General features: G+C 41.8%; 13 protein-coding genes. 10 read left to right on the top strand and 3 right to left on the bottom strand.

The window, feature by feature from the left end; genetic code table 11:
• Positions 1–33: 33 nt before the first annotated feature.
• The gene (locus EHO58_RS12295) at positions 34–873 is read right to left on the bottom strand and encodes a rhomboid family intramembrane serine protease (protein WP_135680116.1); all 840 of its coding nucleotides are present in this window, start codon (positions 871–873) and stop codon (positions 34–36) included.
• A 98-nt stretch (positions 874–971) separates the two neighbouring features.
• On the opposite strand from EHO58_RS12295, the gene EHO58_RS12300 reads away from it, so the two are divergent.
• From EHO58_RS12300 to EHO58_RS12345, 10 genes are all read left to right on the top strand, one after another.
• Entirely contained in the window at positions 972–1,925 is a 954-nt protein-coding gene (locus EHO58_RS12300) for an MBL fold metallo-hydrolase (RefSeq protein WP_100724941.1), read from the top strand.
• Positions 1,922–4,378, top strand: coding sequence for a penicillin-binding protein 1A (locus EHO58_RS12305; protein ID WP_135680117.1), 2,457 nt, complete (start codon positions 1,922–1,924; stop codon positions 4,376–4,378). Before EHO58_RS12300 ends, EHO58_RS12305 begins: the two co-directional genes overlap by 4 nt.
• A gap of 141 nt (positions 4,379–4,519) precedes the next feature.
• Positions 4,520–5,770 carry a 2-oxoglutarate dehydrogenase complex dihydrolipoyllysine-residue succinyltransferase gene (gene odhB / locus EHO58_RS12310; protein WP_167483213.1) on the top strand — a complete coding sequence of 417 codons (1,251 nt, stop codon included), beginning with the start codon at positions 4,520–4,522 and terminating at the stop codon, positions 5,768–5,770.
• A 15-nt stretch (positions 5,771–5,785) separates the two neighbouring features.
• Entirely contained in the window at positions 5,786–7,189 is a 1,404-nt protein-coding gene (gene lpdA, locus EHO58_RS12315) for a dihydrolipoyl dehydrogenase (RefSeq protein WP_135680119.1), read from the top strand.
• Between the two features lie 13 nt (positions 7,190–7,202).
• The gene (locus EHO58_RS12320; RefSeq protein ID WP_135680120.1) at positions 7,203–9,980 is read left to right on the top strand and encodes a 2-oxoglutarate dehydrogenase E1 component; all 2,778 of its coding nucleotides are present in this window, start codon (positions 7,203–7,205) and stop codon (positions 9,978–9,980) included.
• 18 nt (positions 9,981–9,998) lie between these two features.
• A complete protein-coding gene (locus EHO58_RS12325) occupies positions 9,999–10,391 on the top strand; it encodes a DUF6941 family protein (RefSeq protein ID WP_135626396.1) in 393 nt (130 codons plus the stop codon).
• 162 nt (positions 10,392–10,553) lie between these two features.
• Positions 10,554–12,101 (top strand): PAS domain S-box protein, encoded by a 1,548-nt coding sequence (locus EHO58_RS12330; RefSeq protein WP_135680121.1) that lies wholly within the window; start codon positions 10,554–10,556, stop codon positions 12,099–12,101.
• 2 nt (positions 12,102–12,103) lie between these two features.
• Complete coding sequence (locus EHO58_RS12335) at positions 12,104–12,481, top strand: response regulator (RefSeq protein WP_135680122.1); 378 nt, start codon at positions 12,104–12,106, stop codon at positions 12,479–12,481.
• 58 nt (positions 12,482–12,539) lie between these two features.
• Entirely contained in the window at positions 12,540–14,633 is a 2,094-nt protein-coding gene (locus EHO58_RS12340; RefSeq protein WP_135680123.1) for an ATP-binding response regulator, read from the top strand.
• 63 nt (positions 14,634–14,696) lie between these two features.
• Positions 14,697–16,919 (top strand): SpoIIE family protein phosphatase, encoded by a 2,223-nt coding sequence (locus tag EHO58_RS12345; protein ID WP_135680124.1) that lies wholly within the window; start codon positions 14,697–14,699, stop codon positions 16,917–16,919.
• A 28-nt stretch (positions 16,920–16,947) separates the two neighbouring features.
• On the opposite strand, the gene EHO58_RS12350 is transcribed toward EHO58_RS12345, so the two are convergent.
• Both EHO58_RS12350 and EHO58_RS12355 read right to left on the bottom strand, forming a co-directional pair.
• On the bottom strand, positions 16,948–17,622 hold the full coding sequence (locus EHO58_RS12350) for a hypothetical protein (protein WP_135680125.1): 675 nt from the start codon (positions 17,620–17,622) through the stop codon (positions 16,948–16,950).
• Positions 17,619–19,172 carry a Ppx/GppA phosphatase family protein gene (locus EHO58_RS12355; RefSeq protein WP_135680126.1) on the bottom strand — a complete coding sequence of 518 codons (1,554 nt, stop codon included), beginning with the start codon at positions 19,170–19,172 and terminating at the stop codon, positions 17,619–17,621. Before EHO58_RS12355 ends, EHO58_RS12350 begins: the two co-directional genes overlap by 4 nt.
• Positions 19,173–19,320 lie beyond the last annotated feature (148 nt).

Genomic DNA, 19,320 nt, shown 5'->3' on the forward strand with positions numbered 1-19,320 from the left:
CCCGGCCCGAGAGAAGCGATGGCGTGGCCGAACTTAATCTTTCGCTTCGTAATATTTAGTTGAAGCTTCTTTCAGGAATTTTTTCTCTTTTTTGTTAAGAGAATTCATTCCTTCTTTGGAAATTTTTTCTAAGAGACGATCTACTTCTTCTTTCGCTTCTTCTCTTGTTTTCATCTCTTCTTGCCAGCGAACCATCTTTCTTTTTTGTCTCCATCTGGAAAAAGAGAAGCTCGGAAATTTGATTCCGAATTTATATTTTACTTTAGTATAATATAGAAAGTAAAGTCCGCCCGCAGCGAAGCCTCCTATTCCGTTTGCAATTGGAGTTCCTGATTGTAATCCTAAAAGTACTAGAACGACTAATATTAAAACTGCCAGGTATTTTGCTTTGATCGGGAAAATTCCCCAAAACAAAAGTTCTCTATTCGGCCAAATCAATGCGTAAGCTGTGATAAGCCCGTATAGAACTGCTGAAATCCCGAGTACTGTCCCTTGTTGGAACCCAAACAAAGAGGCAAGCACTGTGGCGACCCCGCCTCCGAAGACGCAGAACATAAAATAACGTAAAAAATTCCTGGTTCCCCAATGGGATTCTAACGCAGACCCGAACATCCAAAATGCGAACATCTCGAATAAGAAGCCGATCAACATATTAGGGGAATGGAGGAAGCTGTAAGTCAGTAGTTGCCAACCAAAAAACTTTTCTAGGACTAAACCTGGAGTCAGTCCGAATAAGCCCAGAATGGCCAAAAGAATGGAAGGGGCGACTAGGCTTAGGATAAACTCTATCCCGAAAATCGCTATATTTAAGATCAGAAGTTTACGAACGAGGGGAGAGGTTGAGACACCGAATCCGCTAGAGAAAGACGCCATTGCCTTCCTAGTTTTCTTTTTTCCTTTCGAACGACAACCTAAATCCGAGATTTTGTTTCCTTTGACAGTTTGGGGGAAATATAGTAAATGTTCCTAAGATGGAAATCTTCTTGTACGGAGTTCGGGGCTCTATTCCTGCCCCCTTATCAAACGAGGAATACAGGGAGAAAGTAATTTCCATATTGAGACTTGTGGCCAAGTCGGAGGGAAAAGCTTTTTCTTCTCCCGAAGAATGGTTCGATGGGTTGCCGGAACCTCTGAATTATGTTGTTGGCGGCAACACTACCTGTGTTCGGATTATAGGCTCTTCCGGGGTGGAGCTGGTTGTGGATCTCGGAACTGGGGCGAGAGTCCTGGGTGAGGACTTAGTCCGAGAAAAATTCGGGCAAGGAAAGGGAGAAGCTTCCGTATTTTTCACTCATACCCACTGGGATCATATCCACGGGATCCCTTTTTTCAAACCTTTGTATATTCCCGGAAATAAGTTCACCTTCTATTCTCCCTTGGAAGATCTTCCGGAAAGATTAAAATACCAACAAGAACCCAGATTTTTCCCGATCCATTTTGATCATTTCGGTTCAGAAAGAAATTTCCACAGGCTCCAAAAGGGAGAAGTCCTGGAAATCGGCGGTGTTAAAATAGAATGGCTCGCTCTCAAACATCCGGGAGGCTCCATCGCTTACAAATTCACTGAAAATGGGAAAAGTTTTATTTTTGCCACGGACGCAGAATATAATGGTGAGGATTTTCCTCTGATCCAGGAGCAAAAACCGTTCTTTAAGGGTGCGGATCTTCTGGTTTTGGACGCTCAGTACACTCTGGACGAATCCTTCCAAAAATTCGATTGGGGCCATACCGCTTATACAATGGCAGTCAATTGTGCTTCTTCTTGGGAGGTCAAAAAACTGGCTTTGACCCACCATGAACCCGCCTATTCGGATGAAATTTTAGCTATCATCTTAGATGACGCCAGAACCCATGCTGAAAATCTTGGAACCAAGGACCTATCCATTGTACTGGCTAGAGAAGGAATGAAATTCAAACTCGTATGAATCTATTTAGCGAAGGAATTCACAGAGCTACAAAAACACTTTTGGTCTTAGCCTTACTGGGCGGTCTGTTTTTTGGATACATTATCGCAGAAGTGGATGAGGGAGGGGAGCTTGCGATCCTTGCTTCTTACCAACCAACCACTCCAACTCGTTTATACGATATCAATGGTGTAGTGTATGCAGAGTTGTATCGCCATAAACAGCAACTTCTAAAATACCAAGACATTCCTCCACATGTGGTCCAAGCATTCCTCTCCGTAGAGGATAATAACTTTTTTAATCACTTCGGGATAGATTTCTCCGCAATCCTTCGCGCGGCAGCAGTCAATGTGATCTCGGGTAGGATCAAACAGGGTGGATCCACTCTTACCCAACAGCTTGCAAAAACGGTTTTGAATAATAGGAAAAAGTCCTTTATCCGTAAATTCGTAGAAGCTCTGTTTACTCTTCAGATAGAACAGGAATATTCTAAAGAAGAAATATTAGAAATTTATTTTAACTTAATATACTTAGGCCATGGAACAACAGGTCTTGCTTCTGCGGCAGATGTGTATTTCCATAAGGACGTTTCGGACTTGGATGTGGCAGAAGCTGCACTTCTTGCAAGACTTCCTAAGGCACCCGTAGATTATTCTCCTTATAAAAATCCGGCTGCTTCTAAAAGAGCTCATATAGAAGTTCTGAAACTTATGGCATCCCAAGGATTTGTTCCTGCAGACAAGGTCCAAACCATCCATGACGAATTTTGGGAAAAATATTGGCCGATCGTAATCACTCAGTCCCCTTCTCAATCTACCTGGGGAACTAAGCTGAATAGGGCCCCCCATTTTACTGAATTCGTAAGACAGAGATTATTAAAGGAATTGGGAGAAGATAGGATCTACAGTGGTGGTCTTAAAATTTATACCACTCTGGATATTCGCAAACAGGAGATCGCTCAGGACGAACTTCGTAAGGCTCTCAAAAAACACGATGATCTTGTTTCTGGTGTTACCGTGAATTATGCAGGTGGTGCGGACAGAGGTCTTGTCGGACTTTATAATTTTATAGGCTCTTTATTTCCTGTGGCTCCTACTTTCGTAAGCCGTTTAGATGATAAGGCAAACTTCAGAGTTGCACTCGAAAAAGAACTCATCGATTCCGCCGACGTTCTTAGTTTACTTCTTCCTGCGGATAATGAATCCGCTGCATTCACTGAATTCCAAAAAAGATCTGCGGTATTCGGCAAAAACCTTCACGTAGAAGGCGCCGCTATCACAATAGATCATACCAACGGCTATATAGAAACAATGGTCGGAGGTTATGAATTCACTCCTAAAAACCAATTCAATAGAGCGGTCCAGGCAAGAAGGCAGACTGGATCTTCTTTCAAACCTTTCGTATATGGGGCAGCGATCTCTGAACGTATCGTAGGTTCCGGAACAGGGATCATGGATGCACCTTTGACCACCTTAACCGAAGAAGGAGAAGGTTGGTCTCCGCAGGATTTCGATGGGGATTTCCAAGGGATGGTCCCTCTTTCCAGAGCACTTTCCATGTCATTGAACATCGTTTCTGTGCAGGTGTTTCTACGCACAGGTGCAGATGCGGTCATAGATTTTGCTTCTCGCTTAACAAAAGCTGATAAGAGCAGATTTATGCCTAGCCCTGCTCTCGCGTTGGGAATTGCTGAACTTTCTCCATATGAAATGGCCGTTGGCTATTCTATTATTGCAAATAAGGGAAGAAATGTGATCCCACTCTCTGTTCGATATGTGATCGATCAGTCAGGAAATGTAATTTATAACGAAGAGCTAAAAGTCAGGGAAGAATTGGATAAAGAAGCGGAAGACGGTTCAATCCAGATCATCAGCGAAGGTACGGCTTATATTCTTCGCAAAATGTTGACCATGGTTGCTATGGGGGGAACCGCCGCGAACGGACTCCATTCAGCTGACCAAGGAAATTATAAAGGGATCGCTGCTGGAAAAACAGGCTCCACTTCTTCTTTTACAAATGCTTGGTACTGTGGGTTCGATCCTAAATTGACCACTGTTATTTGGCTCGGATTCGATAAAAGTTCCATCTCTCTCGGAAGAGGGCAGGCTGCCGGGGTTCTTGCAGTTCCTATTTGGGGAAAAATGTACCGTCGTTTTTATAACGGTGAAAATTATCCTACTTTCGAGGATGAACATGGTCTGGATCCACAGCCTGAAGAAGTGCAAAGTGGAGGGACCTGTGCGTATAATGGACTGTCTCCTAAACCGGGAGTATGTCCTGTTACCCAGAACTTGACTTTAAAGCCGATTACTGTAGCAGGTGTGACAAAATCTGTCCAGGCAAACCGCCAATGCGACGGAGATCGGGACCATCATAAGTCAATAGATTTCAGAGAATTTCTGCAATTGGAATACCAGATCAGCGACGAAGAGATCGGAAAAACGGAACGTAAGTTTAAGCCGCAAGCGGACTAAAAAACCTTAGTGTGATTTCGGGAAAATTCATCCAAAACACCGATTTGACAAGAACGACTTTACAGAATTTTTCAGCTTTCCGAAAGTGAAATGGAGGCGGTCCCGGAACGGGACGTATACACCGACCTCCGTAGGATCAAGATGTCGATAGAGATCAAGGTTCCCGAAATGGGTGAATCCATTACGGAAGCAACAATAGCAAACTGGGTAAAAAAAGAAGGCGAACGAGTAGAACAGGACGAGGTCCTGGTGGAATTGGAAACCGACAAGGTGACCATGGAGGTGCCAGCCCCCTCGGCGGGAGTTCTCCAAAAAATTAACAAGAAACCGGGGGAGACGGTCAAGATCAAAGAAGTGATCGGAATCATTGACCCTTCTGCCTCCGCAAAAAGCACTCCTACTTCAAGCACTCCTTCAACAACAAATACAGCACAAACTAACACGACTAACCAGGCGCAGAACGATACACTTCCTCCTGCTGTTCGTAAACTAATAGATGATAACGGATTAAATCCTGCTTCTATCTCTGGCTCCGGTAAGAACGGACAGATCACCAAAGAAGACGTGTTAAACGCAATTGCAAATAAACAGTCAGCACCTGCGGCAGCAGTTTCTGCGGCGCCGGCAGCGGCTAAGTCTGCTCCTTCTCCTGAAATTCCTAAAGCGGTTCCTGCTGCTTCTCGTAGTAATCTTCCGAGAGAAAACGTTGTCCCGATGACTAAACTTCGCCAGACGATCGCAAATCGTTTGGTTGCAGCTCAGCATAACGCAGCTCTACTTACTACTTTTAACGAAGTGGATATGAGTGCTGTGATGGACCTTCGTGCTAAATACAAGGATAAGTTCAAAGACGCACATAATATCAATTTAGGATTTATGAGCTTCTTCACTAAGGCAGTAATTGGAGCTTTAAAATTTGTTCCTGCAATCAACGCAGAAATTCGCGGTACGGATCTAGTTTATAAAAACTATTTTGATATCGGTGTAGCTGTTGGAGGTCCTAAAGGTTTAGTGGTTCCGATTGTTCGTGATGCAGATCTTTTAAGTTTTGCTCAGGTCGAATCCGAGATCGCTCGCCTCGCGAATAAAGTGAAGGATGGAAAAATCGATCTTTCCGATATGGAAGGTGGAACATTTACCATCTCCAACGGAGGGATTTACGGTTCCATGATGTCCACTCCTATCCTGAACCCACCTCAGAGTGGAATTTTAGGACTCCATAATATTGTAAAACGTGCAGTAGTAGTGAACGATCAGATTGTGATACGACCTATGATGTATGTTGCTCTTTCTTATGACCATAGAGTTGTAGATGGGAAAGAAGCAGTAACCTTCCTCGTAAAGGTAAAAGAAGCGATCGAAGATCCGACCCGACTTCTTTTAGAAGTTTAAGGAAGTCTAATAAGTATGGCGGAACAATACGACGTATTAGTGATCGGATCGGGGCCTGGGGGTTATGTAGGCGCGATCCGAGCGGCTCAACTCGGGCTCAAAACCGGGATCATCGAAAAAAGAAAAACTTTGGGAGGAACCTGCTTGAACGTAGGCTGTATCCCTTCCAAAGCACTTTTAGATTCTTCTGAAGAATATCATAAAGTTTTACATAAGACTGATGTCCATGGGATCGGAGTTGGTAAAGTTACTCTTGACCTAAACAAACTCATGGAACGCAAGAACACTATCGTTAAGGAAGTCACCGACGGAGTAGACTACTTAATGAAAAAGAACAAGATCACTCGTTACGAGGGTTTTGGAAAACTTTTAGGTGGCGGCCAGGTAGAAGTCGCTTTAGTCGACGGCAAAAAAGAAGTATTAAGTGCGAAACATATCGTTCTGGCAACAGGTTCTGTTCCGATAGATATCCCTGGTCTGCCTGTGGACGGAAAAACGATCATCACTTCCGACCATGCAATCGATCTAAGATCGGTTCCTAAAAAATTGGTAGTGATCGGTGCGGGAGTTATCGGCTTGGAGCTCGGCTCCGTATGGGGAAGACTCGGTGCGGAAGTTACGGTGGTGGAACTCCTACCAGGACTTCTTCCTACAGTAGACAGATCTTTTGGTAGCTTGCTGCAAAGAAGTTTAGAGTCCCAAGGTTTTAATTTCTTATTCGAACATAAGGTATTAGGAGCGACTGCTTCTAAATCTGGTGCTAAAGTAAAGATTGCGGCGCCTGATGGAAAAGAATCCGAATTGGATGCGGACGTTGTTCTTGTGGCAGTCGGCCGTAAACCGTTTATCGACGGGATCGGATTAGAGGCAGCCGGGGTCCAATTAACTGAGAGAAAAAGGATCAAGGTAGATTCTCATTTCCAAACCAGCGCTGCCGGTATCTATGCGATCGGGGACGTAATCGACGGACCTATGCTTGCTCATAAGGCAGAAGAAGAAGGTGTTGCACTTGCGGAATTACTCGCAGGTCAATCCGGACATGTTAATTACGCAGCGGTTCCAAGCATTATCTATACCTGGCCTGAAATGGCATGGGTTGGAAAAGGTGAAGAAGAACTAAAAACTGCCGGTGTAGAATACAAAGTTGGTAAGTCATTATTCAAGCCTAACGCAAGAGCTAAGGCTATGAACGAAGCGGAAGGCCAAGTCAAAATTTTAGCAGATAAAAAAACGGATAAGGTATTGGGAGCGTTTGTATTTGGGCCTAGAGCTTCGGATATGATCGCTGAGCTTGCGGTCGCGGTAGAGTTCGGTGCTTCTTCGGAAGATATAGCACGTTCTTTTCACGCACATCCTACATTGTCCGAAGTCGTAAAAGAGGCCGCCATGGCCGTAGACAAGTGGGCAATTCACGCTTAGGGGAGATCCGATCATGAAAATCGAACAATTGATGGCATTATACGGAGAGAACGGAGCATTACTCGAAGAACTTTATGAAAAGTTTAAGAAGGATCCGAACTCTCTGGACAAAGAATGGTCTCTGTTCTTTCAAGAAGTAGAGACTAACGGAGTATATCCTCAGAATGGATCCAACGGAAACGGGAATGGTAACGGAAAATCAGCCGTCGCCACTTCTTTTACGGATGCTCAGGCCGGATCCATCAGAGAGATGGGGATTATCAACCTGTTGAATGCCTATCGTAGACAGGGACACTTAGCAGCTAACGTTGATCCTCTTGGGATCTCACAACCGAATCGTAAGTTTATCGAATCCAAATTGAGTAATTTGACTCCTGCGGATCTGGACACGGTAGTCGACACACAGAATCCTTCTCTGGGTCGTGCAAAACTGAAAGATGTTGTGGCTTGGTTTGAAAAAGCATATTGCAGCACTGTAGGTTATGAGCAATATTATCTAGTAAACGACGAAGAAAGAGAATGGCTCCAACATCAGATCGAGTCAGCGGAATACCATGCACCTCTTCCTAAAAGTACACGTCTGAGGCTGTTCGAAAAATTATTCCAAGCGGATCATTTGGAGACATTCCTCGCTAAAAAATACGTAGGTAAAAAACGTTTCTCCTTAGAAGGAGGAGAAAGTATGATCCCTATGCTCGACACCATCGTCGAAGAAGCCGGACGTTTCAAAATGGACGGACTCGTGATCGGTATGGCGCATAGAGGACGTTTGAACGTACTCGTAAACGTGATCGAAAAACCTGCTTCTTTAGTTTTCGCAGAATTCGAAGAGAAGGCGGACAAAAGCGCCGGAAGTTATGCCGACGTTAAGTATCACTTAGGATATTCCAATAGCAAGATGACTTCGAGTGGAAAAGAAGTTAAACTTTCCCTCGCGTTCAACCCAAGTCACTTGGAAGCGGTAAACCCGGTTGTTACAGGTTCCGTTCGCGCTCGCCAAGAACAATATGGGGATGCGGATCGTTCTAAATTTATGCCGATCACCATCCACGGGGATGCTGCGTTTGCAGGACAGGGTGTGGTGGCAGAAACCATCAACTTAATGAACCTGGACGGTTATACTACCGGTGGAACTTTTCATATTGTGATCAATAACCAGATCGGATTTACGACTTTACCGAATGAATCCAGATCTACGTTATACGCGACTGACCTTGCAAAAGGTTACCAAATCCCGATCGTTCACGTAAACGGGGACGATCCGGAAGCGGTGTACCGAGTGACTAAACTCGGAATGGAATATCGCCAGAAGTTCAAAAAAGACTTTATCATAGATTTGATCTGTTATCGTAGATTGGGTCATAATGAAACGGATGAGCCTGCATTCACTCAACCTAAGATGTATTCCATCATCAAAAGTCATCTCCCTACGGCTCAGCTATATGAGAAAAAACTGATAAACGACGGTGATATTACCGGAGAAGAGTTGGACTTCATTAAGAACGGTTCCGCTCAAGGTTTAGAAGATTCTTTCCAAAGAGCAAAAGAACAAGATATCAAGATGAAAGTGGATACCATGCAGGGTGTTTGGGCGAAATATTCCAAAGAACCTTTGGATAGTGGTACTGCTACTTCTCTACTTGCGGAACAAATCGATCGTATCGTAAAAGCGATCACTACGGTTCCGGACGGTTTCACTCCGAATCCTAAATTAGTAAAACTTCTGCAAAGCCGTAAGGAAATGGCAGAAGGAAAAGCTTCTTTGGATTACGGAATGGCTGAAGCACTTTCTTTCGGCTCGATCTTGGAAAACGGATTTAGAGTTCGTCTTTCCGGTCAGGACAGCCAACGTGGAACATTCTCCCATAGACACGCAGTTCTTGTGGATATTAACTCAGGAACGAAATACGTAGGTCTAAATCATATTTCGGAAAAACAAGCTAAGGCAGAAGTGGTGAACTCTTCTTTGTCTGAGTTTTCCGTTTTAGGTTTCGAATACGGTTATTCTCTTTCCGATCCGAGCGCGCTAGTTCTTTGGGAAGCACAGTTCGGTGACTTTGCAAATAATACGCAGGTGATCTTTGACCAATTCCTTTCCAGCTCGGAAGTGAAATGGCAAAGGATGTCCGGTCTTGTTGTTCTTCTTCCTCACGGATATGAAGGACAAGGGCCAGAGCATAGTTCCGGTCGAGTAGAAAGATTCCTCCAACTATGTGCGGACAATAATATGCAAGTGGCAAACTGTACGAATGCCGCTCAGTATTTCCATTTGCTTCGTAGACAGATATTGCGTAATTTCCGCAAACCTCTGATCATCTTCACTCCTAAGTCTTTGTTACGTTTCCCAGGGGCACTTTCTCCGATAGACGATCTATTAAAAGGAGCGTTCAGAGAAGTTCTTCCTGATCAAGCCGATATCAAAGCGGATAAAGTGGAGAAGGTAGTATTCAGTTTCGGAAAAGTATATTATGATCTTCTAAAATATAGAGAAGAGAATAAAGTGCAGAATACGGCGCTTATCCGAGTGGAACAGGTTTATCCTTTTCCTGCGAAAGAGATCCAAGAAGTCCTTAAAACTTACAAAAACGCTAAAACTTTCGTTTGGTGCCAAGAAGAACCTAAAAACCAAGGTGCTTGGACATTTGTAAGAGATAGATTCGAAGATCTTCTTCCTAACGGGACAAAACTCAAATACACCGGAAGAAAAGAATCTGCAAGCCCTGCTGCAGGACACATGAAAGTCCATACTAAAGAGCAGGAACAACTAGTTTCAGACGCATACACGGTCTGATCTTAGGTGTCGAATAACGTGGGAGAACCCGTCCTATTAGCATTAGTTTTTGCGGATCGGGTCATCTCGGAAGACAACGGGAAAAAAGGTATTATAGGGACTTTTACTAAGTTCTTTACCGGACAATTTCCCGTAGTCTTTCCTCCCTGGGGAATATACGTATGTGTCACAAATCTTTCCCCAGGAGACCATGAATTTTCTCTGGAATTAGAACATGCAGATTCAGGAGAAAAAGTAATAGGAGTCGGAGGAAATATCCGGGTCAATAACGGCTCCGAACCTGTTGAAATTGGGATCCCAATCCCTCACGCTGTTTTCCCAAAAGAAGGAAGGTATATTCTACTTTTTAAAGTAGGTGCCGAAATTGTGGGAAGTCGCCCCCTTTGGGTAGATAAATTAAATCCTACCTGATCCCAATCCTTTAGAAAACCCTAAATCTCTTACGAGTTCCTTCGTTTTCTTGTACGAGTGGATAATAATTTTTTTCCAATATTAGTCTTTTGAAATGCGCTTGCTTTGGAAAATTTTTCAAAGTATTCTACCTGTCTCTAATATACGAATTTCTTATATATTATGGCTACGCCTGCGGAAAAAGATATCACATTAGAAAAAGCTTTGAAAGACACAAAGCTGATCGAGGCCAGATTTAAAGGTCTTCTGGAATCCTTACCTGATTCTATCGTAATGGTAAACGATTCGGGAAGTATAGTTTTTGTGAACGAACAGGCGCTTAGGATGTTCGACTACAAAAGAGAAGAACTTTTGGGACAGCCTATAGAGATACTTCTTCCTGATAGATTTAGAAAAAAACATATTTCTCATCGTGATCATTATTTCACACAACCTAGGACAAGATCCATGGGAGTCGGCTCGGAACTTTTTGGTAGGAAGTCCAACGGAGCAGAATTCCCCGTGGAGATCAGCCTAAGTCCTTATAGAACGGAAGAAACAACATTAGTATTAAGTGCCATCAGGGATATTCGAGAAAGGATCAAGGCAGAAGCAAAGTTCAGAGGACTTTTGGAATCTGCACCGGACGCAGTCGTGATAGTCAATCGGGAAGGAGATATAGTACTCATCAATTCCCAGGCAGAAAAATTATTCGGATACCCCAGAGAAGAATTATTACACAAACCGGTAGAAGTTTTAGTTCCGGAAAGATTCAGGGCAAACCATCCGCGAAATAGGATCGGTTTTTTTAAAGATCCAAAAGTCCGAGGAATGGGAAGCGGTTTGGAACTATATGGACTTAAGAAAAACGGATTAGAATTTCCGGTAGAGATTAGCTTAAGTCCTTTGGAAACGGAAGAAGGTATTCTGGTTTCCAGTTCTATTCGTGATATTACCGAAAGAAAACAACAAGAGGAATTCAGAAGAGCCGCATTAGAAGAACAGAATGAAAGGATGAAGGAAACCGCCAGACTAAAAAGTGAATTTTTAGCGAACATGTCCCATGAATTAAGAACTCCTTTAAACGGTATTATAGGTTTTTCCGAATTACTATCAGACGAAAGACCGGGGCCCTTAAATGGAAAACAGAAAGAATACTTAACGGATATCTTAAATAGTGCGAATCATCTTCTTAAATTGATCAATGATGTTCTGGATCTTGCCAAGGTGGAATCCGGAAAGATGGAATTGTTTTTGGAAACATTCTCTATGTCCACGGCGATCAAAGAAGTTTCTTCCATCCTACGTCCGTTATTAAGAAAGAAGGGAATCAATTTTTCAGTTAAGGTAGAGGATTCCTCCGATTTTGTGACCTTAGATCCTCAAAAGATAAAACAGATATTATACAATCTATTATCCAATGCAGTAAAGTTTAGTCATAAGGGCGGAAATATCAGAGTTAATATAGAGGCAGAAGATAAGGATCTTATTCGAATGAAATTCGAGGATGAAGGGATCGGCATAGATGAAAAAGACCTTACTAGGATTTTCGAAGAATTCCAACAGATAGATAGCGGTGCGAATCGACAATTCCAAGGAACAGGTCTCGGGCTTGCATTAACCAAAAGGATCGTGGAATTGATGAACGGAAAAATATACGTTGAAAGTACATTGGGAAAAGGATCGGTTTTCACTATAATACTTCCTAAAGAGATCTCGAACGGTAAATAGAAATGCCCCCTAAGGTTTTGGTAGTAGATGATAATATGGTAAATCTAAAATTGATTTGCGAATTATTGGAGTTAGATGAATACGAAGTTTTAAAAGCAGGAAATGCGGAAGAAGCACTTCAGGTCATTGATAATTTTCCTTTAGATCTGATCCTCATGGATATAGAATTACCGGGCATAGACGGACTGACTCTTACTAGACAATTAAAAGAAAGAGAAAATACTAAAAATATATCTATCATAGCTGTTACCGCTTTTGCAATGAAAGGGGATGCTCAGAAAGCTTATGGAGCAGGTTGCGATGGTTATATTACAAAACCGATCGATACCAGGAAATTTACGGATCAAATTAACGGCTTTATCAAGGGGTTGAATCCATGATCCAAGAGATTTTTTTCGTCCCTTATCAATACATAGTCCTTTTTCGGACTTAAATTTTATGCTCATTCTGGTCGTAGACGACAGCTATCAAAACAGGAAATTAATTTCCGCGCAGTTGGAAAATGGATCTAGGAAAATTTACACTGCTTCTAACGGAATAGAAGCTTTAGAGATCCTGGAAAATACAGAAGTAGATCTGATCATTTCCGATATTCTAATGCCTCAAATGGACGGATATCAATTTTGTTCCAAGGTAAGACAGAATGAGAAGTTCAAACATATTCCAATTATCATATATACCGCCACTTATACTTCCGATTCGGATGAAAAACTTTCCTTTGATCTAGGTGCGGACGCATTTTTAAAAAAGCCTGCAGGATTAAAATTACTGGAAGAAACGGTAGTCAAACTTTTACAAAACCCTAGGGCAAAACGAAATGTGAGAGGATTGGTCTTAGATTCCGCTCCTCTTCGCCAATACAATCATAGACTTGTGGAAAAATTAGAAGAGAAAAATTTCGAGCTCCAAAGAAGGAGTGAAGAGTTAGGCTATGAGATAGAGGAAAGAATAAGAGCAGAAAGACTGAATCGAGAAGGTGAGGAATTATTCAAAGAACTCACAGATGCGATCCATGAAGTGTTCTGGATGACAAGTCTTTCAAAGAACGAGATCGTTTATATCAGCCAAGGATATGAACAGATTTGGGGAAGATCCAGACAAAGTCTTTTGGAAAATCCTATCTCTTGGATGGAATGTATCCATCCGGATGATAGAGATAGAGTGATGAATAGCGCAAGGACAAGACAAATAACCGGAGAATATAGAGAAGAATATAGGATCATTCGTCCTGACGGAGAGATCAGATGGATCAGAGATAAAGCATTTCCGGTTAAGAATGAAAAAGGAGATACGATCCGAGTCGCTGGAGTTGCGGAAGATATCACGGAACATAAACTAAAAGAAGCTCAATTAAAGGAAGTGGAGAAAAGAAAGGTAGAGTTAGAAGAACAACTAATCCAAGCGCAAAAACTGGAAAGTTTAGGAACCTTGGCAAGTGGTATAGCTCACGATTTTAATAATATACTTTCTATCATAATGGGTCATACCTCGGTGATAGAGAATAATAGGAATAATCCGGAAAAATTTTCCCAACATGTTTCCGCATTACATATGGCTACACAAAGAGGTGCTTCCTTGGTTAAGCAACTTCTTACGTTTGCCAGAAAAATGGAATTCAATCTGGAACTTGCACAGATAAACGATATTATATTAGAGATTAGTAAATTAATCTCCCAGACTTTTCCAAAAAATATCCGACTACTTACAGACTTCCAAGAGGATCTTCCTTTGGTTCACGTGGATACTAATCAGATCCATCAAGTTCTCCTGAATTTATGCGTGAATGCTCGGGATGCTATGCAAGATGGGGGGCTCTTAACTATCGAGACATTTCTAACCGACTCGGAAAATCTAAAGATCGGATATTCCAAGAGTCTAGCCGAAAAATACGTAATATTACGTATTTCTGACTCGGGTAGTGGGATGAGTGAAAAAACGAAGCAGAGAATTTTTGAACCGTTCTTCACTACCAAGGATATAGGAAAGGGAACAGGACTTGGGCTCGCATTGGCCTATAGTGTGATCGATAATCATAAAGGTTGGATAGAAGTAGATTCTGAATTAGGAAAAGGAACTACATTCTTCGTATACTTACCTGTTCCTAAAGAAAAACCGGAACTGAATATAAAGCCCGATTATTCGGAATCTGAATCTTTAGGGGGCAATGAAAGTATACTTATTATAGAAGATGAAGAACTTCTTAGGAGTATGTTGGCGGATCTTCTGGAGTCCAAAGGATACAAAGTATATTTGGCTATAGATGGAGAGGATGGCGTGGAACAATTCCTACTTCGACATTCCGAGATCCAATTAGTACTGACGGATCTGGGACTTCCAAAGTTTGGAGGAGGAGAAGTTATCAAGAGGATCAGGGCGATTCATAGCTCAGTAAAAATCCTTCTTGCAAGCGGGTTTATGGAACCTGAGTTAAAACTTTCTCTAAAAGATTTCGATGTGAGCTATTTTATTCAAAAACCGTATTTGGGCACTGAGATACTTTCCTGCATTCGATCCACATTGGATCAAAAATAATATATTGACCAGTGTAGCAATCGCTACAGTGTTGGTTTTAACAAGTGAAAAAGAGAAACGAAAATGAGCCATGCACGTCTTTTGCCGGTCCTAACCTGGAGGCTGGAGCTATTTACCCATACTGTTCCGGTTCCATTCGCAGTTTATTTTTCTGCAGTTACGGGTTCTTTATATTCTTTGGAAGAATATCTTTCTATGGGAGTGGCAGCGACAATAGCCGCCACGGCAATGCTTTTGGGGGCCTTCTATCTTAGATATATAAGATTAAAGAAAGCATCTTATTTGGAGGATAGAAGTTCCGTAGATCCGAACCTTCTCTCTTCCGCAAAATCGATTTATATTACCCAACCTATCTATGAATCCTTTGTGATTGCAGGCCGTTGGTTTTTTGGGGTATTACTCGCTCATCTTATCGTTTATTTGATCGTTGGATATCGTCCGAATCTGATCGCCACCATTCCTGCATTGTACTTAGGGATTATTCCGATTTCATTTATTAGTTATTTGTTTATTACCGAATACTCTGTTCGCCCCGCTTTGAGTAAAAATAAGTTCAGAGAAGTGGAAGCTAAGACCAGATTATTTTTTCCTTATTCCAAACGTTTGCTGGTAGTAGTTATGGCAATGATCTCCATGCCATTTAGTCTTTTGGGTTATATGTTATATGCTACTGTGGACGGCAGGATACGTCTGGAAAATCCTCTTCTTCATTTAACAATCATGGCATTCTTATTTTCCGTGCCGTTGATCTTTACCGCATGGATAGTAACTGAAGCGATACGATCCAGACTTTCTTCAGTAACTGGATTTCTGGAAGAAGTGGGAGAAGGTAATTTCGGTCTAAAAATTTCTCCTTCTTCCTTGGATGAATTCGGTAAACAAGAACAAAGGATCGGAAAGGTTGTAGAAAGATTGAGAGGTCTTTATGAGGAAATCCAATCCTTGAATGAAGGTTTGGAATCCAAGGTAGAAGAGAGAACCAAACAGTTAAAAGAAACCGCAGACGAACTTGGGAAAAGTCTGGAAGAGATCCAAAAGTTAAAACTTAGCCAGGATGGGGATTATTTCCTAACTTCTCTTTTGACGGAACCTTTGCATTCTATTCAATTACAAGATTCCGAATATTCTTTTCGTTCCTTAACGGTCCAAAAGAAAAAATTCAATTATAAACAGAAAGATAGGCAGATAGGTGGAGATATTTCTCTCGCTCATTCTATTCGATTGAGAGGAAAGCCATATATCGCATTTGTGAATGCGGATGCTATGGGTAAATCTTTGCAAGGAGCAGTAGGCGCAATCATCTTGGGTTCTATCTCTAGGTCCATGATTGAAAGAACTCCTGCATTGTATCGAAATGTTTGGCCGGAAAGATGGTTAAAGAACTGGTTTATAGAATTACAAAAAGTTTTTGAGGCATTTGACGGATCCTTGATGGCTTCCGCTTTTTTAGGATTATTGGATGAGTCCAGAGGTGTACTATATTATATAAATTGCGAACATCCTTCTCCTGTTCTGTATCGTGACGAAACTACTATGTTCTTGGAGCCTAAAGAAAAATATTTTAAGATAGGACATTCGGGAATAGGGCGCAATGTTCATATCGAAGTATTCCAATTGAGATCGGGAGATGTTTTATTCTCCGGATCGGATGGAAGGGATGATCTTTTGATACAATCCGAGATCGATCCTGACGATGCTAGATTTTTGGAAATTGTAGGAAGGGCAAAGGGAGATCTGGATCTTACATATGAATTGATCTTAAAAGAAGGGGAGATTACCGATGATCTTTCTCTTCTTAGAATCGAAGCACCTAAAAAAAGTCTAATATCCACCGACGTTCTGCTCAAAGATTCTAATCCTGAAAAAAAGAATGAGATCCAAAAGACGATTTCCGTTCAGGAATGCAGAAGACTTGCTTTGGAATATTCTTCCGGTAAAAAATATACTAAGGCGGGAGAGCTTGGTCTTAAGTATGTGCAAAGAAGACCTACGGATACCGAATTTCTTTTTACTGTAAGTAAACTTCTTCGTAAGTCGGGTAAGATCGTTCTTTCTATCGACTTAGGAGAAAGATACAGGATGAGAAATCCGATAGACTCGGATAATCTTCTCCACCTTGCAGAAATGTATGCTTCCAAAAGTAGATTAGAAAGATCGTTCCAACTTTTGGCAGAAGCAACTGCAATCACACCGGAGCATCCGAGGGCAAAAAAACTTTCAGAATTTCTGATAGAGAAAACGGGACAGATCTCCGAGTCCAGCGAGGACAGAAGGATCTTGAGATAAGGGCTCACGCGAAATGCAGCTTTAAGGATTATTTTAGTTTCATCTTACGGATTTCTTCAGCGACTGGGATGTTTTGATATTCGATCCTTTCTTTTCCATAGTAGAGTAAGGCTTCGATAAAGTTTGTTTTTGGGAAAAACTTTCGGATCTCGGTAAGTGGGATGGTGATCGTATCTGAGTTCGGACTTTTATTAAAAAACTCGGTATTCTCCGCTCTTAAGATAAGTTGGAGTTCCTTAGGTTCGAATGTTTTGGTTTTTTCGGATTTTATAATATTCTCGGAAATGGTTTCTTCTTCTTTTTTCCTGGAAATCGTTCGGAATGGAATTGTGGTCCACTCGAATAGAGCTCCGATATCTGCAAACATTCCTAGGATATATCTGTTCCAAGGTTTGTCATCGTTATCCAGTTGTCTGTATCCGTCTGTCTTCTTGTAATCATAATGAACGATCTTGGTTTCTAAAATTTTCCTTTTTTCTAATGTTTCCTGAAAGGAAGCAGCTTCTATTTTTAGGATTAATTCGAAGTTTTGGAATTCGTAGTTTATTTTTCCCTTATTGGAAATTATCTCTTCTGCTTTTTTATCCAGTAAACGAGAGTCTATAGTTTCTTGTTTGATCGGAAAAACCGTAAAGCAGTTTAGAAATATAGAATGGATCAAAACTAAGACGGCAAAATAACCGAAAGATCGAAATCTATTCACTGAAATAAAGGCACCATTCCGTAAGCAGACTCGAACGCATCTGCTTGTTCTTCGCATGCCCAAAGTTCCAGACTTTTATCGTAGTTCTGGTTTGTGACCAAGGTGAAAATTGCCTGATTTTTTCGGACCTGGCATTTTACGGTTTCGATCAATCCTTGTCTGTTCCGATTACATGCACTCGCGATCCTTAAAATTGCGGAAAGTTTTTCGACTGTTTCCTGTTCTCTCGGGCCGACTCTTTGGAATTCTCTATGTTTAGACTTTGGAGAACTTTTACGGTGATATCTTGCGGTAAGAGCTATGATCTCTATTTCTCCCCAGGTAAATCCAAGCATTGTTTCCGAGTTTCTGATCAGATAATAACTATGTTTATGATAGGCCGAATGAGAAATGAATAACCCTACTTCATGTAGCAGAGAAGAAGCTTCCAAATATTCTCTTTCTTCCTTTCCTAATCTATGCACTGACTGTAGTTGATCGAATATATCCAATGAAAGTTTAGCCACATGGCGGGCGTATTCTTGGTCTCTCGTGTATGAAACCAAAAGGTTCATGATGGATTTTTGGCGGATATCATCCAGATGTTTGGAATGTTCTAAGTCTTGAAAATGTTCCCATTTTCTGATGGTATCGTAAATAATCCCTTCTCTAAGTGCAAACTCGGATACTGTCATATCCGGAAGGTCCAATAATTGGAATAGTTCATCCAAGATCAGCATCCCACCTACGATAATATCAGAACGTTTAGAATCGAATCCTGGGATCTTACTTCTCTTTTTAGAAGTGTCCGCTTCTAAGATCATATTCCTTGCTCGTTTGAATTCGGAGGATTGGAAAGTGTAATGATTGAGCGGTCTTTCTTCTGTTTCTCCTTCGAAGGCGCGGATAATTCCTGCAGTTGCCTGGACTGTTCCGGATGAACCGATGATCATTTCAGGTTTTAGATCTCGGATGATCTTTCTAAAAGGGAGAATGATCTCTTCCACATAGAGTTTACATTTTCGTATCTGAGAAGAATCCAAAGTTTCCGATTTCAGGAATTTTTCGGTAAGTCGGATCGCTCCTAATTTGAAACTTTTGGAGAATAGAATGTCCCCTCTATAACCCACCAAAACTTCGGTGCTTCCTCCACCTATATCCACAAGTAGGACCTTTTTATCGAATACAGGAAGTCCTTGTAGGACCCCGAAATAGATGAGTCGGGCTTCTTCATATCCGCTGATCACATCTATTTTAATTCCCGCTTCCTTTAAGGCTGCAGCCTGGAATTCGGCACGATTGGAAGCTTCTCTCATTGCGGATGTAGCGACTGCTCTGATCTCTGCCTTTGAGTTATCAGCGAGCATCTTAAAGCGCTTTAAACACTCGATTGCACGCCTAAATGCGGGAGGATCGATCTCTCCTCCTTCTTCCAAACCGCTTCCGAGACGTACGTTCTCCTTCTCTCTGGCGATTGCTTCAAAGGTCCCGTTTTCACGGACCCGGACGATAATCATGTGAAAGGAGTTTGTGCCTAGATCGATGGCAGCTAGGGTGTTTTCCCGGACCATAAGTTCCCCAATATTATGGAGGTAGCAATGGGTTCCAATTTGTTTTTCGTTTTTTTTGTTTTGGAATTGCCCGTAAGGATCGGGCAGGAAATATTGAATTGGATCGCGACAGTAAAATCCTAGAGATTTTCACCGATCTTGCAGATAA

Origin of the sequence: Leptospira selangorensis (genome assembly GCF_004769405.1) — a bacterium.
Taxonomy (GTDB): domain Bacteria; phylum Spirochaetota; class Leptospiria; order Leptospirales; family Leptospiraceae; genus Leptospira_B; species Leptospira_B selangorensis.